Annotated in this window: 14 protein-coding genes; 12 read left to right on the forward strand and 2 right to left on the reverse strand. The window is 41.5% G+C overall.

The window, feature by feature from the left end; all coding sequences use genetic code 11:
* Positions 1-109 precede the first annotated feature (109 nt).
* The 8 genes from yjbM to D8801_RS01920 all read left to right on the forward strand — a co-directional run bounded on the left by yjbM (position 110) and on the right by D8801_RS01920 (position 7,675).
* Positions 110-781 carry a GTP diphosphokinase gene (yjbM, locus tag D8801_RS01885; protein ID WP_061416815.1) on the forward strand — a complete coding sequence of 224 codons (672 nt, stop codon included), beginning with the start codon at positions 110-112 and terminating at the stop codon, positions 779-781.
* Positions 765-1,583 carry an NAD kinase gene (locus D8801_RS01890; protein ID WP_084976276.1) on the forward strand — a complete coding sequence of 273 codons (819 nt, stop codon included), beginning with the start codon at positions 765-767 and terminating at the stop codon, positions 1,581-1,583. Before yjbM ends, D8801_RS01890 begins: the two co-directional genes overlap by 17 nt.
* Entirely contained in the window at positions 1,580-2,476 is an 897-nt protein-coding gene (locus D8801_RS01895; protein WP_125847435.1) for an RluA family pseudouridine synthase, read from the forward strand. Before D8801_RS01890 ends, D8801_RS01895 begins: the two co-directional genes overlap by 4 nt.
* Positions 2,477-2,518: 42 nt before the next feature.
* Positions 2,519-3,493 (forward strand): phosphate acetyltransferase, encoded by a 975-nt coding sequence (gene pta / locus D8801_RS01900; RefSeq protein ID WP_125847437.1) that lies wholly within the window; start codon positions 2,519-2,521, stop codon positions 3,491-3,493.
* An 86-nt stretch (positions 3,494-3,579) separates the two neighbouring features.
* A complete protein-coding gene (gene mutY, locus D8801_RS01905) occupies positions 3,580-4,758 on the forward strand; it encodes an A/G-specific adenine glycosylase (protein ID WP_125847439.1) in 1,179 nt (392 codons plus the stop codon).
* A 56-nt stretch (positions 4,759-4,814) separates the two neighbouring features.
* Positions 4,815-5,522, forward strand: coding sequence for a response regulator YycF (yycF, locus tag D8801_RS01910; protein ID WP_000723164.1), 708 nt, complete (start codon positions 4,815-4,817; stop codon positions 5,520-5,522).
* Positions 5,515-6,864 carry a cell wall metabolism sensor histidine kinase VicK gene (gene vicK / locus D8801_RS01915; RefSeq protein WP_125847441.1) on the forward strand — a complete coding sequence of 450 codons (1,350 nt, stop codon included), beginning with the start codon at positions 5,515-5,517 and terminating at the stop codon, positions 6,862-6,864. Before yycF ends, vicK begins: the two co-directional genes overlap by 8 nt.
* 1 nt (position 6,865) lies before the next feature.
* Complete coding sequence (locus D8801_RS01920; RefSeq protein ID WP_125847443.1) at positions 6,866-7,675, forward strand: MBL fold metallo-hydrolase; 810 nt, start codon at positions 6,866-6,868, stop codon at positions 7,673-7,675.
* 31 nt (positions 7,676-7,706) lie between these two features.
* On the opposite strand, the gene D8801_RS01925 is transcribed toward D8801_RS01920, so the two are convergent.
* Positions 7,707-8,054 carry a DUF6568 family protein gene (locus tag D8801_RS01925; RefSeq protein WP_125847445.1) on the reverse strand — a complete coding sequence of 116 codons (348 nt, stop codon included), beginning with the start codon at positions 8,052-8,054 and terminating at the stop codon, positions 7,707-7,709.
* Positions 8,055-8,164: 110 nt separating this feature from the next.
* Positions 8,165-9,883 carry a phospho-sugar mutase gene (locus tag D8801_RS01930; RefSeq protein WP_125847447.1) on the reverse strand — a complete coding sequence of 573 codons (1,719 nt, stop codon included), beginning with the start codon at positions 9,881-9,883 and terminating at the stop codon, positions 8,165-8,167.
* 152 nt (positions 9,884-10,035) lie between these two features.
* Here D8801_RS01930 and D8801_RS01935 point away from each other — a divergent pair, with 152 nt between their 5' ends.
* From D8801_RS01935 to ligA, 4 genes are all read left to right on the forward strand, one after another.
* A complete protein-coding gene (locus tag D8801_RS01935; protein WP_125847449.1) occupies positions 10,036-11,937 on the forward strand; it encodes an ABC-F family ATP-binding cassette domain-containing protein in 1,902 nt (633 codons plus the stop codon).
* Between the two features lie 3 nt (positions 11,938-11,940).
* The gene (locus D8801_RS01940; RefSeq protein ID WP_125847451.1) at positions 11,941-12,804 is read left to right on the forward strand and encodes an Rgg family transcriptional regulator; all 864 of its coding nucleotides are present in this window, start codon (positions 11,941-11,943) and stop codon (positions 12,802-12,804) included.
* Between the two features lie 80 nt (positions 12,805-12,884).
* A complete protein-coding gene (locus tag D8801_RS01945) occupies positions 12,885-14,063 on the forward strand; it encodes an MFS transporter (protein WP_125847453.1) in 1,179 nt (392 codons plus the stop codon).
* 89 nt (positions 14,064-14,152) lie between these two features.
* Positions 14,153-16,111: an NAD-dependent DNA ligase LigA gene (gene ligA / locus D8801_RS01950; RefSeq protein WP_125847455.1), complete on the forward strand. Its 1,959-nt coding sequence runs from the start codon at positions 14,153-14,155 to the stop codon at positions 16,109-16,111.
* Positions 16,112-16,176 lie beyond the last annotated feature (65 nt).

Consider the following 16,176-nt stretch of genomic DNA (forward strand, 5'->3'; position numbering starts at 1 on the left):
TCTTTGAAAGCGATTTATGGTATAATGGACAATGTATTTATTGTATATGATTGTAGTGAAAAAATCAAAAATTTTCAACAACACAATCACATACCAAAAGGGAGAAAATATGACCATAGAATGGGAAGAATTTTTAGATCCTTACATTCAAGCTGTTGGTGAATTGAAGATTAAACTTCGTGGGATTCGCAAACAATATCGTAAACAAAACAAGCACTCTCCGATTGAGTTTGTTACTGGACGGGTGAAGCCGATCGAAAGTATTAAGGAAAAAATGAATCGCAGAGGGATTGGCTACGATACTTTGGAACATGACTTGCAGGATATCGCGGGTTTGCGGGTCATGGTGCAGTTCGTCGATGATGTTCAGGAAGTTGTTGCGATTTTACGCAAACGCCATGATATGAGAGTAGTACAGGAACGTGACTACATCACTCATCGTAAGGCTTCGGGTTATCGCTCCTATCATGTGGTGGTAGAGTATACAGTTGACACCATCAGTGGTGTTAAGACGATTCTGGCTGAAATTCAAATCCGGACTTTAGCCATGAATTTTTGGGCTACGATTGAGCATTCGCTCAATTATAAGTATCAGGGGGATTTCCCAGAGGAGATCAAGAAAAGGCTGGAAATTACTGCCAAAATTGCTCATCAACTAGATGAAGAAATGGGTAAGATTCGAGATGACATTCAGGAAGCACAGGCTCTCTTTGATCCTTTAAGTAGAAAACTAAACGACGGTGTAGGAAATAGTGACGATACAGATGAAGAATACAGGTAAACGAATTGATCTGATTGCAAATAGAAAACCGCAGAGTCAAAAGGTTTTGTATGAGCTGAAAAATCAGTTGAAAAAACATCATTTTATACTCAACGACACCAATCCTGACATCGTCATATCAATTGGTGGGGATGGGATGCTTTTGTCTGCCTTTCACAAGTACGAGAATCAGTTAGATAAAGTTCGATTTATTGGCGTACATACAGGACACTTGGGATTCTACACGGATTACCGCGACTTTGAGCTGGACCAGTTGGTTACCAATCTCCAACTAGATACTGGCGCCAAGGTTTCCTATCCTGTTTTGAATGTCAAGGTGACACTTGAAAACGGAGAAGTTAAGACCTTCCGTGCATTAAACGAAGCCAGCATTCGTCGGTCAGACCGCACCATGGTTGCAGATATCATCATTAACCATGTTCCGTTTGAGCGATTTCGAGGAGATGGAGTAACTGTTTCAACGCCGACGGGAAGCACTGCCTACAACAAGTCCTTGGGTGGAGCTGTCTTGCATCCGACCATTGAAGCCTTGCAACTGACTGAAATTGCGAGTCTTAACAACCGAGTCTATCGCACTTTGGGATCATCGATCATTATTCCAAAAAAAGATAAGATTGAACTCTTGCCGACACGCAATGATTACCACACGATATCAGTCGATAACAGCGTCTATTCATTCCGTAATATCGAACGGATTGAGTATCAAATCGACCATCACAAGATTCACTTCGTAGCGACACCAAGTCACACTAGTTTCTGGAATCGCGTCAAAGATGCCTTCATCGGCGAGGTGGACGAATGAGGTTTGAATTTATCGCAGATGAACATGTCAAAATCAAAACCTTTCTTAAGAAACACGAGGTTTCTAAAGGACTTTTGGCTAAGATAAAGTTTCGAGGCGGGGCTACTTTGGTCAACGACCAACCTCAAAATGCAACTTATCTCTTAGATGTTGGAGACAGGGTTACCATTGATATTCCAGCAGAGGAAGGGTTTGAGAGCCTTGAAGCTATTGATCGACCACTAGATATCTTGTATGAGGATGACCATTTTCTGGTTTTGAATAAGCCTTATGGAGTAGCCTCTATTCCTAGTGTTAATCATTCTAATACCATTGCCAATTTTATCAAGGGTTACTATGTCAAGCGGGAATATGAAAACCAGCAGGTTCACATCGTGACCAGGCTTGATAGAGATACATCTGGTTTGATGCTCTTTGCCAAGCACGGCTATGCTCATGCACGTTTAGACAAGCAACTGCAACGAAAGTCTATCGAAAAAAGGTATTTTGCACTGGTTAAAGGAGCTGGTGTTTTGGATCCTGAAGGGGAAATTATTGCCCCGATTGCGCGTGATGTGGACTCCATTATCACGAGACGAGTCGCAAAAGGTGGGAAATACGCTCATACATCTTATAAAGTTGTAGCGTCTTATGGAAATATTCACCTAGTCGATATTCGCCTGCATACTGGTCGAACTCATCAGATCCGAGTGCATTTTTCTCATATTGGCTTCCCCTTGTTGGGAGATGATCTCTATGGTGGTAGCCTAGAAGATGGCATTCAACGCCAGGCCCTGCATTGCCATTCCTTATCATTTTATCATCCCTTCTTAGGGCATCAGCTAGAGCTGGAAAGCCCTTTGCCAGATGATTTTAACAATCTTATCACTCAGTTATCAACTAATACTCTTTAAAATCTATTTTGAGTATAATTAATTATCTTAAAGGAGAAACTCATGGAAGTTTTTGAAAGTCTCAAAGCCAGTTTAGTTGGCAAAAATGCTCGTATTGTTCTACCTGAAGGGGAAGAGCCTCGTATCCTTCAAGCGACAAAACGCTTGGTAAAAGAAACAGAAGTTGTTCCTGTTTTACTTGGAAATCCTGCAAAAATTAAAATTTATCTTGAAATCGAAGGGATCATGGATGGTTATGAAGTGATTGATCCCCAACACTATCCTCAATTTGAAGATATGGTGGTTGCACTTGTAGAACGTCGTAAAGGAAAAATGTCAGAAGAAGAAGCGCGCCAGGTCTTGCTAAAAGATGTTAACTACTTTGGTGTTATGCTTGTCTATATGGGCTTGGTAGATGGAATGGTATCAGGTGCTACTCATTCAACTGCCGCAACTGTTCGTCCAGCTCTTCAGATTATTAAAACACGACCAAATGTTACACGGACATCAGGTGCCTTTCTTATGGTACGTGGTACAGAACGTTACTTGTTTGGTGACTGTGCCCTCAACATCAATCCAGATGCGGAAGCTTTGGCTGAAATTGCTATCAACTCAGCGATTACTGCAAAAATGTTTGGAATTGAACCCAAAATCGCTATGTTGAGTTATTCTACAAAAGGCTCTGGTTTTGGTGATAGTGTTGACAAGGTGGTTGAAGCAACTAAACTGGCACATAACTTACGTCCTGACCTTGAGATTGATGGAGAATTGCAATTTGACGCAGCCTTTGTCCCAGAAACAGCAGCTCTAAAAGCTCCAGGAAGCAATGTGGCAGGTCAAGCAAATGTCTTCATTTTCCCAGGTATCGAAGCAGGTAATATTGGTTATAAGATAGCTGAACGTCTAGGTGGTTTTGCGGCTGTCGGTCCCGTTCTACAAGGATTGAATAAACCAGTCAACGATCTATCACGTGGATGTAACCCAGATGATGTTTACAAATTGACTCTCATCACAGCAGCTCAGGCGATCAATCAATAAAGAAATGGAGTCTCTTCCTCTCGTAGAAGAGGCTTTTTTAGCGCTAAGAAAAGGACAGTTAGGAGCTTCTATGTTATACTAGATATATGTTAGATTTGAAAGAATACGGTGTTGATATGTGGCCAGAGGAGAAGATTTCCTCTTTCCGCGAGAAACTCCTCAACTGGTACGATGAAAACAAACGGGATTTGCCATGGCGTAGAAGTAAAAATCCTTATCATATCTGGGTTTCTGAAATTATGCTCCAACAGACTAGAGTAGACACAGTTATTCCCTACTATGAACGATTTTTGGACTGGTTTCCAACTGTGGAAAGTTTGGCTAATGCGCCTGAAGAACGTTTGTTGAAAGCATGGGAGGGGTTGGGTTATTATTCTCGAGTGCGCAATATGCAGGCTGCGGCCCAGCAGATTATGGCTAACTTTGGTGGTCAATTTCCAAACACCTATGAAGGAATTTCCAGTCTGAAAGGGATTGGTCCTTATACTGCGGGAGCAATTTCCAGTATCGCTTTTAATTTACCCGAGCCCGCAGTTGATGGCAATGTCATGCGAGTTTTGTCTCGCTTGTTTGAGGTCAATCATGATATCGGAGTTCCTAGCAATCGAAAGATCTTCCAAGCTATGATGGAAATCTTGATTGATCCAGAACGGCCGGGTGACTTTAACCAAGCTTTGATGGATTTGGGTTCTGACATAGAGGCGCCAGTTAATCCTAGACCAGAAGAAAGCCCTGTTAAGGACTTTAGTGCAGCCTATCAGAATGGGACCATGGATATTTATCCGATTAAAGAACCCAAGAAAAAACCTCTTCCAATCTATCTCAAGGCTTTGGTTGTGCGCAATGCTCAAGGTCAATATCTACTTGAGAAAAACGAAAGTGAGAAACTGCTAGCTGGTTTTTGGCATTTCCCCTTGATAGAAGTAGAGGAGTTTTCACAGGAAGAGGAACAACTGAATCTATTTGCTCAGGTCGCTGAAAAAAGCGTTACTTTCGGTCCAACACCCCAAGAAAGTTTTGAGCAAGATTATGATTTAGAAGTTGATTGGTCTTATCAAGTATTTGATCAAGTCAAGCATGTCTTTAGTCATCGGAAATGGCATATTCAAATCCTAGCGGGTCAGGTGACAGAATCAAAACAGTTTTCTGACAGAGAAATTCGCTGGGTTTCTCCTCAGGAATTTTCTGATTATCCATTTGCTAAACCTCAACAAAAGATTTGGCAGGCTTATAAAACACTTCTTGAAGATGAGGGCTGGAATTAGCCATTTGTGCCTTCTTTACATTTTTTTGTTATAATAGATAGAGAAAAGGTGAACATATGAAAAAAATATTAGTTGTAGATGATGAGAAACCAATCTCAGATATTATTAAGTTCAATATGACCAAGGAAGGTTATGAGGTTGTAACAGCCTTTAACGGTAGAGAAGCTATTGAGCTATTTGAGGCAGAGCAACCAGATATTATTATTCTAGACTTGATGCTACCTGAAATTGATGGTTTAGAAGTAGCCAAAGCCATTCGTAAGACGAGTAGTGTGCCTATCATTATGCTCTCAGCCAAGGATAGTGAGTTTGACAAGGTTATCGGTTTAGAACTTGGGGCAGATGATTATGTCACAAAGCCTTTCTCAAACCGTGAATTGCAGGCGCGTGTCAAGGCTTTACTCCGTCGTACAGATCTCGCTTCAGTGGATAGTCAAGAAACTGATGAAAAGAAATCCCAACCCCTACAGATTGGCGATTTGGAAATTCTGCCGGACGCTTACGTAGCCAAAAAATATGGTGAGGAACTGGAATTGACCCACCGCGAGTTTGAGCTCTTGTACCACTTGGCTTCCCATATTGGACAAGTCATTACTCGTGAACACTTGCTTGAGACTGTCTGGGGCTATGATTATTTTGGTGATGTTCGTACAGTGGATGTGACTATCCGACGTTTACGTGAAAAAATTGAAGACACTCCAAGCCGTCCAGAATACATCCTAACACGTCGTGGTGTGGGTTACTATATGAGAAATAATGATTGAAGATATTAGACAAACGATTCTGACCAGTGATTTTATCTTTATTTTGATTTTGCTGGGCTTTATCTTGGTGGTCACCTTGCTATTGCTAGAAAATCGCCGTGATAATATTCGTCTAAAGCAGATTAATCAAAAGGTCAAGGATTTGATTGCAGGGGATTATTCTCGAGTTTTGGATATGCAGGGAAGTTCTGAAATTACCAACATCACCAATAATCTCAATGATTTGTCTGAGGTCATTCGTTTAACGCAGGAGAATTTGGAGCAAGAAACAAAAAGGCTTAACAGTATTCTTTCTTATATGACAGATGGAGTTCTTGCGACCAATCGCCGTGGTCAGATTACTATGATTAACGATATGGCTAAGAAACAGCTGGGTATCATAAAAGAAGAAGCATTGAACAAAAGCATTCTAGAATTGCTTAAGATAGAGGAAGAGTATGAACTGCGTGACCTCATTACACAGATTCCCGAATTGATGATTGATTCCCAAAATGCTAATGGAGAATATCTTAGCCTTCGTGTGCGTTTTGCACTCATTCGTCGTGAGTCTGGATTCATCTCTGGTTTGGTTGCCGTTTTGCACGATACGACTGAACAGGAGAAGGAAGAGCGTGAACGGAGACTCTTCGTGTCCAATGTTAGCCATGAGTTGAGGACTCCTTTGACCAGTGTTAAATCTTATCTTGAAGCCTTAGACGAGGGAGCCTTGTATGATCCTGTTGCTCCTGATTTTATTAAGGTTTCGCTTGATGAAACCAACCGTATGATGCGGATGGTGACAGATCTCTTGCATCTCTCTCGTATTGATAATGCGACCACTCAGTTGGATGTGGAATTGATTAATTTTACAGCCTTCATCACCTTTATCCTCAACCGCTTTGATAAGATGAGAAGTCAGGATGAGGAGAAAAAATATGAGCTGGTTAGAGATTATCCTATCAATTCTGTTTGGATCGAGATCGATACTGATAAGATGACCCAGGTGATTGATAATATTCTCAACAATGCCATCAAGTACTCACCAGATGGTGGGAAAATTACTGTCAGCATGAAAACTACTGATGACCAGATGATTTTATCCATAAAAGACCAAGGTCTAGGTATTCCAAAGCAAGATTTGCCGAAGATTTTTGACCGCTTTTACCGTGTGGATCGTGCAAGAAGCCGGGCTCAAGGTGGTACTGGTCTAGGTCTGGCTATCGCCAAAGAAATCATCAAACAACACAATGGCTTTATATGGGCCAAAAGTGAATACGGTAAGGGATCAACCTTTACCATCGTGCTCCCTTATGATAAGGATGCCGTAAAAGAAGAAATATGGGAGGACGAAATAGAAGACTAGAATGAGTGAAATAGGCTTTAAATACAGTATTTTAGCATCAGGTTCCAGTGGAAATTCCTTTTATCTGGAGACCCCAAAAAAGAAAATCTTAGTGGATGCAGGGTTGTCTGGTAAGAAAATTACCAGTCTCTTGAGTGAAATCAACCGCAAACCTGAGGATCTGGATGCGATTTTGATTACGCATGAGCATTCCGACCATATCCATGGAGTCGGTGTATTGGCTCGTAAGTATGGTATGGACCTTTACGCTAATGAGAAAACTTGGCAGGCTATGGAAAATAGCAAGTACCTCGGCAAGGTAGATTCATCGCAGAAGCACATTTTTGAAATGGGAAAAACCAAAACCTTTGGCGATATCGACATTGAGAGTTTTGGGGTCAGCCACGATGCGGCAGCGCCACAGTTTTACCGCTTTATGAAAGACGACAAGAGCTTTGTTATGCTGACCGATACAGGCTATGTAAGTGACCGTATGGCTAGAATAGTCGAGAATGCTGACGGCTATCTCATTGAGTCCAACCACGACGTGGAAATCTTGCGAGCAGGTTCTTACGCTTGGCGACTCAAACAGCGAATTCTATCAGATCTCGGTCACCTCTCTAACGAAGACGGTGCTGAGGCCATGATTCGTGCAATGGGAAATCGGACCAAGAAAATCTACCTCGGACATTTGTCCAAAGAGAACAATATCAAGGAGTTGGCTCATATGACCATGGTCAATCAGCTGGCTCAAGCTGATCTGGGAGTAGGAGTAGACTTTAAGGTTTATGATACCTCTCCAGATACAGCAACACCACTGACAGATATATAAAAAGAAGGCGAGTGCCTTCTTTTGTTGTTTTTTACAATCCTGCAAATTCTTTGATTTCTTCTGCTGACATGGAAGAGTCGCAACGGACATTGATTTGGTCATCAGCAACATGAACGAATCCCGGAACAGTTGGGATACCATAACGTGAACGGAAATCTTGCAAAGCATTGAGTTGGCTAGGTTCTTCGCTATTGATGAAGTAGATATGTGCTTTAGTTTCAGCTACGACACCTGCCAATGTGCCAGCAAATTTACGGCAGTAAGGGCAAGTTTTACGACCAATAAAGAAGGTTGCAGTTTCTTTTTTATCAAGAGCTTCTTGCGCACGCGCAACTGTAGTGACTTCAAGGTCTTTGATGTTATCTAAAAATTGTTCCATGAGATTACCTCGCTTTCATTGATAAGTCTAGTATGCCATAAAGTTCCTAAAATTGCTTAGATTTGATACGAAAAAAGATGAGATTGGCTGGTCTCATCTTTTATAGATTTTTATTTTACAAAAGCATTGATTTCTGCTTCGATGTTAGCAATCTTAGCTTGTGATTCTTCGTTACTTTCACCCACAACGGCAATGTAGAACTTGATTTTTGGTTCAGTACCTGAAGGGCGAACGGCAATCCATGAACCGTCAGCAAGTGTGTATTTCAAAACATCACTTGGAGGAGTTGTCAAGTTTGTAACAGTACCGTCAGCAGCAGTAGCAGTTTGTGCTTTGAAGTCTTCTACAACAGTGATAGCTGTTGCGTTCCATTCTTTTGGACCATTGTCACGGAATTTAGCCATAATCGCTTTGATTTGCTCAGCTCCATCAACCCCTGAGAGAGTTACAGAGATAGTCTTTTCAGCGTAGTAACCGTACTCTTTGTAGATTTCTTCGATACCGTCAGCAAGAGTCAGACCACGTGAACGGTAGTAAGCAGCAAGCTCAGCAACAACAAGAACGGCTTGGATAGCATCTTTATCACGTACGAATGGTTTGATTAAGTAACCGAAGCTTTCTTCAAATCCCATCATGTAAGTGTGGTTGTGTTTTTCTTCGAATTCTTGGATCTTTTCAGCGATGAATTTGAAACCAGTCAAAACGTTGAACATGGTTGCGCCGTAGCTTTCAGCAATCTTCGTTACCAAGTCAGTTGATACGATGGATTTGCAGAGAGCAGCATTTTCAGGAAGAGTGCCAGCATTTTTGTGGGCTTCCAAGATGTACTTAGACATGATGGCACCGATTTGGTTACCTGAAAGGTTGAGGTAGCTTCCATCTTTTTGAAGGACTTCAACACCAACACGGTCAGCATCAGGGTCAGTTGCAACAAGAACATCCGCACCAACTTGACGACCAAGCTCTTCAGCAAGGGCGAAAGCTGCTTGGCTTTCTGGGTTTGGAGACTTAACAGTAGAGAAGTCTGGGTCTGGAGTTGCTTGCGCTTCAACAACTTGAACAGAGTCAAATCCTGCTTGGGAAAGAGCACGACGAGCCAACATTTCACCAGTACCATGAAGTGGTGTGTAGACAATCTTCATGTCTTTACCGAATTCTTCAATCAAGGCTGGGTTGATATTTACGTCCTTAACCTCTTTAAGGTATTCTACGTCAACAGCTTCGCCGATAACTTCAATCAAGCCAGAAGCTTTTTCAGCTTCGACATCAGCAACTTCCACAGCGAATGGATTTTCGATAGCACGGATATAAGTCGTCAAAGCGTCCGCGTCATGTGGAGGCATTTGTCCACCGTCTTCTCCATAAACCTTGTAACCGTTAAATGGAGCAGGATTGTGACTGGCAGTAATCATGATACCTGCAAAACAGTTGAGGTGACGAACTGCAAATGAGAGTTCTGGAGTTGGACGGAGGCTTTCAAATACGTAAGATTTGATACCGTGTTTAGCAAGAACTGCCGCAGATTCAAAGGCAAACTCAGGTGAGAAGTGACGACTATCGTAGGCAATTGCCACACCACGTTCTTTTTCATTCCCACCTTTTGATTCAATCAAACGAGCCAAACCTTCAGTTGCTTGACGAACAACATAGATATTGATACGATTTGTACCAGCACCGATCAAACCACGCATACCAGCAGTACCAAATTCAAGATTGGTATAAAAGGCATCTTCCTTTGTTTTTTCGTCCATATTTTCCAAATCTTGACGAAGGTAGTCTGGAAGGTCAGCAAAATCGACCCATTTTTGATAATTTTCTTGGTAAGTCATAGAGTGTCTCCTTTGTTTATTTGCTTTAATCGCTTTCATTATATCACGATTTGACATTTTAGTAAAACGTTAGCATAACTTTCTGAAAAAGCTTGAAATGAAATGGATTCTACAGTCTTGAACCCCTTAGGGAAACATGCTATACTACATATATGATTATTTTACAAGCTAATAAAATTGAACGTTCATTTGCAGGAGAGGTTCTTTTTGATAATATCAATCTGCAAGTAGATGAACGAGATCGGATTGCCCTCGTTGGGAGAAATGGAGCGGGTAAGTCTACTCTTTTGAAGATTTTGGTTGGAGAAGAGGAGCCAACTAGTGGGGAAATCAATAAGAAAAAAGATATTTCTCTGTCTTATCTAGCCCAAGATAGCCGATTTGAGTCTGAAAATACCATCTACGATGAAATGCTCCATGTCTTTGATGACCTACGTCGAACTGAGAAGCAACTCCGTCAGATGGAACTGGAGATGGGTGAAAAGTCTGGTGAGGATTTGGATAAACTGATGGCGGATTATGACCGTTTGTCAGAAAATTTCCGTCAGGCTGGTGGCTTTACCTATGAAGCTGATATCCGTGCTATTTTGAATGGCTTCAAGTTTGACGAATCTATGTGGCAGATGAAAATTGCCGAGCTTTCTGGTGGTCAAAATACTCGTCTGGCTCTAGCAAAAATGCTCCTTGAAAAGCCTAATCTCTTGGTCTTGGACGAGCCAACCAACCACTTGGATATTGAAACCATAGCCTGGTTGGAAAATTACTTGATAAACTATAGCGGTGCCCTCATTATTGTCAGCCACGACCGTTATTTCTTAGACAAGGTTGCGACGGTTACACTCGATTTGACCAAGCATTCCTTAGATCGCTATGTGGGAAATTACTCTCGTTTTGTCGAGCTGAAAGAACAAAAACTAGCAACGGAAGCTAAGAACTATGAAAAGCAGCAGAAGGAAATCGCTGCTCTGGAAGACTTTGTCAATCGTAATCTAGTCCGAGCTTCAACGACCAAACGCGCTCAATCTCGCCGGAAACAATTGGAAAAAATGGAGCGTTTGGACAAACCTGAAGCTGGTAAGAAATCAGCCAACATGACCTTCCAATCTGAAAAAACGTCTGGGAATGTTGTCCTGACAGTTGAAAATGCAGCCATTGGCTATGATGGGGAAATACTCTCAGAGCCTATCAATCTGGATCTTCGTAAGATGAGTGCTGTTGCCATCGTAGGACCAAACGGCATTGGGAAGTCAACCATTATCAAGTCAATAGTAGACCAGATCCCTTTTATCAAGGGAGAAAAACGTTTTGGTGCCAATGTTGAGGTTGGCTACTATGACCAAACCCAAAGCAAGCTAACACCAAGTAATACTGTTCTGGATGAACTTTGGAATGATTTTAAACTGACTCCAGAAGTTGAGATTCGCAACCGCCTTGGTGCCTTCCTTTTCTCAGGAGATGATGTCAAAAAGTCAGTCGGCATGCTGTCTGGTGGCGAGAAAGCTCGTTTACTTCTTGCCAAACTTTCAATGGAAAACAATAACTTCCTGATTCTTGACGAGCCGACCAACCACTTGGATATTGATAGCAAGGAAGTGCTAGAAAATGCCTTGATTGACTTTGACGGTACCTTGCTATTTGTTAGCCATGACCGTTACTTTATCAATCGTGTCGCCACTCATGTTTTGGAATTATCTGAGAACGGCTCGACTCTTTACTTGGGAGATTACGATTACTATGTTGAGAAGAAAGCAGAAGTAGAAGCGAGCCAGACAGAGGAAGCTTCAATGAGTAATCAGGCAAAAGAAGCAAGTCCAGCCAATGATTATCAAGCTCAGAAAGAAAGTCAGAAAGAAGCCCGTAAGCTCATGCGCCAAATAGAGAGTTTAGAGGCTGAAATCGAAGAGTTAGAGAGCCAAAGCCAAACCATTTCTGAAAAAATGCTGGAAACCAATGATGCTGAAAAACTCATGGAATTGCAGACTGAACTGGACAAAATCAGCCATCGTCAGGAAGAAGCTATGCTTGAGTGGGAAGAATTATCGGAGCAGGTGTAAGAAATGGAACATCTTGGAAAGGTATTTCGTGAATTTCGAACAAGTGGGAAATACTCCTTAAAAGAGGCAGCAGGTGAATCATGTTCAACCTCTCAGTTATCTCGCTTCGAGCTTGGGGAGTCTGACCTAGCAGTTTCTCGTTTCTTTGAGATTTTGGACAATATTCATGTGACTATTGAAAATTTCATGGACAAGGCTAGGGATTTTCAAAATCATGAACATGTTGCCTTGATGGCACAGATTATTCCGCTTTACTACTCAAATGATATTGCAGGTTTTCAAAAGCTTCAAAAGGAACAGCTTAAGAAAGCGAAGAGTTCGATCAATCCCCTCTATTTTGAGCTGAATTGGATTCTGCTACAAGGCCTTATTTGTCAAAGAGATGCCAGTTACACTATGAAGCAGAGTGATTTGGATAAGGTAGCAGATTATCTCTTCAAAACAGAAGAATGGACTATGTATGAGTTGATTCTTTTTGGTAATCTCTATACTTTCTACAATGTGGACTATGTGGCTCGGATTGGTAGAGAAGTCATGGAGCGAGAAGACTACTATAAAGAAATTGGTCGCCATCGAAAACTCGTTTTGATTCTAGCTCTTAACTGTTACCAGCATTGCTTGGAAAATTTTGCTTTTGAAAATGCCAGCTATTTTGAAGCTTATGTAGAGAAGATTATTGGTGATGGTATCAAACTGTATGAGCGTAATATTTTCCATTATCTAAGAGGCTTTTCCTTGTACCAAAAAGGACAGTGTAATGAAGGTTGTAACCAGATGCAGGAAGCCATGCATATTTTTGATGTACTTGGACTTCCAGAGCAAGTGGCTTACTATCAGGAACATTATGAAAAATTTGTAAATCCTTAAATTTCCCAAATAAGGGAAAAACGAAGAAACTCCTTTCAGTTTTGATACAATAGTTTCAAAATTTGAGAGGAGCTTTTTATATGAATCGACATGCAATCCAGTTGATTAGTCGTGGGGCTATTAATAAGGTAGGGAATATGCTCTATGATTATGGAAACAGTGTTTGGTTGGCTTCAATGGGAACGATAGGACAGACTGTTCTTGGGATTTATCAAATTTCTGAACTGGTCACATCGATTCTGGTCAATCCCTTTGGAGGAGTGATTTCAGACCGCTTTTCGCGTCGCAAAATTTTGATGACGACGGACTTGATTTGTGGCGTTCTCTGTTTAGCTATTTCTTTTATCAGAAATGATAGCTTGATGATTGCTGCCTTGATTTTTGCCAATATTGTTCAGGCGGTTGCCTTTGCATTTTCTCGTACAGCTAACAAAGCCATTATAACTGAGGTTGTAGAGAAAGACGAGATTGTGACCTATAATGCTCGTTTAGAGCTCGTTTTGCAGGTTGTAGGTGTTAGCTCCCCTGTACTTTCTTTCCTCGTTTTACAATTTGCCAGTCTCCATATGACACTCGTTTTAGATGCTATTAGTTTTTTCATCGCATTTATCTTAGTAGCTTTCCTTCCCAAAAAAGAGACTCAGTTACAAGAGAAAAAGACTTTCAGCTGGAAAAATATTCTTTCTGATATGAAAGAAGGGATTCGCTATATTTGGCGCCAGCAAGAAATTTTTTTCCTTTTGTTAGTCGCTTCCAGTGTTAATTTCTTTTTTGCAGCCTTTGAATTTCTCCTCCCTTTTTCAGATCAGCTTTACAGGGTAGAAGGAGCTTATGCAACTATTTTAACTATGGGCGCTATTGGTTCCATTGTGGGAGCTCTTCTAGCTAGTAAAATAAAGGCAAATGTTTATAATCTTTTGATTCTATTGGCTTTGACTGGAGTTGGAGTTTTTATGATGGGATTACCACTGCTAACTTTTCTTTCCTTTTCTGGAAATTTAGTTTGTGAACTGTTTATGACGATTTTTAATATTCACTTTTTTACTCAGGTGCAAACTAAGGTTGAGGGGGAATACTTGGGAAGGGTACTAAGCACAATTTTTACCTTAGCCATCCTATTTATGCCGATTGCAAAAGGCTTTATGACAGTGCTGCCAAGTGTTCATCTCTTTTCTTTCTTGATAATTGGAAGCGGGGTTGTTGCCCTGTCTTGTTTATCCCTCGTTTATGTACGAAGTCATTTTAAAAAAGAGTTATAATTTCTCTTTTTTAGAAAATATTACACTACAAACCATTTTTCAGTCCTTCTCTATTGTGAGGAGGGCTTGATTTGTGGTAAAATGGTTTTATGAATGAAAGAATGAATGAGTTAGTTGCCTTACTCAACCGCTATGCAACCGAGTACTATACGAGCGATAATCCCTCGGTTTCAGATAGCGAGTATGATCGCCTCTACCGAGAGTTGGTCGAGTTGGAAGCTGCCTATCCAGATCAAGTTTTAGCGGACAGTCCGACCCATCGTGTTGGTGGCAAGGTTTTAGATGGTTTTGAAAAATACAGTCATCAGTATCCCCTTTATAGTTTGCAGGATGCTTTTTCACGTGAAGAGTTAGAAGCTTTTGATGCGCGTGTTCGTAAGGAGTTACCCCATCCTACCTATATCTGTGAGTTGAAAATCGATGGTTTGTCTATTTCTCTTACTTATGAAAAGGGGATTTTGGTCGCTGGGGCGACACGTGGTGATGGTTCTATTGGAGAAAATATCACCGAAAACCTCAAGCGTGTCAAGGATATTCCTTTGACCTTACCAGAAGAACTTGATATTACCGTTCGTGGGGAGTGTTACATGCCACGCGCTTCCTTTGATCTGGTCAACCAAGCTCGCCAAGAAAATGGAGAGCCTGAATTTGCCAATCCTCGTAATGCGGCAGCTGGAACCCTGCGACAGTTGGATACAGCAGTAGTAGCCAAGCGCAATCTTGCCACTTTCCTCTATCAAGAAGCTAGCCCTTCAACTCGTGATAGCCAAGAAAAAGTTTTGAAGCACCTAGAACAACTCGGTTTTGTGGTAAATCCTAAGCGAATTTTGGCTGAAAGCATAGATGAAATCTGGGATTTTATCCAAGAAGTAGGAAAAGAACGGGAACATTTGCCTTACGATATTGATGGAGTGGTTATCAAAGTCAATGACTTAGCAGGTCAAGAAGAACTCGGTTTTACAGTTAAAGCGCCTAAGTGGGCAGTTGCATACAAATTTCCTGCTGAGGAAAAAGAAGCCCAACTACTCTCAGTTGACTGGACAGTTGGCCGTACTGGTGTTGTCACGCCAACTGCCAACCTAACTCCTGTTCAGCTTGCTGGTACGACTGTTAGCCGTGCAACACTACACAACGTAGATTATATTGCTGAAAAAGATATCCGCAAAGACGATACAGTTATCGTCTATAAGGCTGGGGACATCATCCCTGCTGTCTTGCGTGTGGTAGAGTCTAAACGTCTTTCTGAAGAAAAACTAGATATTCCATCAAATTGCCCAAGTTGTGACAGTCACTTGCTTCATTTTGAAGACGAAGTGGCTCTTCGTTGTATCAATCCTCGCTGTCCTGCTCAAATTATGGAAGGCTTGATTCACTTTGCCTCTCGAGATGCCATGAATATTACGGGCCTTGGTCCTTCCATAGTTGAGAAACTCTTCGCTGCCAATCTAGTCAAGGACGTGGCAGATATTTATCGTTTGAAAGAAGACGATTTCCTCCTTTTAGAAGGCATCAAGGAAAAGTCAGCCTCTAAACTCTATCAGGCTATTCAAGCCTCTAAGGAAAACTCAGCTGAGAAACTCTTGTTTGGTTTGGGAATTCGTCATGTAGGAAGTAAGGCTAGTCAGCTCTTGCTTCAGCATTTCCATTCAATTGAAAATCTGGCTCAGGCAGACCCAGAGGAAGTGGCAAGTATAGAAAGCTTGGGTAGTGTAATTGCCCAAAGTCTTCAGACTTATTTTGCTACAGAAGGGTCTAAGATTCTCTTAGATGAGCTGAAAGAAGCAGGGGTCAATCTAGACTACAAAGGTCAGACTGTAGTAGCAGACGCAGCCCTGTCAGGTTTGACAGTAGTTCTGACTGGAAAACTGGAACGTCTCACTCGCTCAGAAGCAAAAAGCAAACTCGAAAGTCTGGGAGCTAAGGTAACCGGCAGTGTATCCAAGAAAACAGATCTAGTCGTAGCAGGAGCGGATGCAGGAAGCAAACTCCAAAAAGCTCAAGAACTTGGTATTGAAGTTCGAGATGAAGCCTGGTTGGAAAGTTTGTAGAGAATAGTAGAAAGCTAGGTGTTAGATAGTCTGAAACCATCTCGCTTGAAGTGTTTTTACCTAGA

The sequence above is a fragment of the Streptococcus oralis genome (genome assembly GCF_003943415.1).
Lineage (GTDB): Bacteria > Bacillota > Bacilli > Lactobacillales > Streptococcaceae > Streptococcus > Streptococcus oralis_BJ.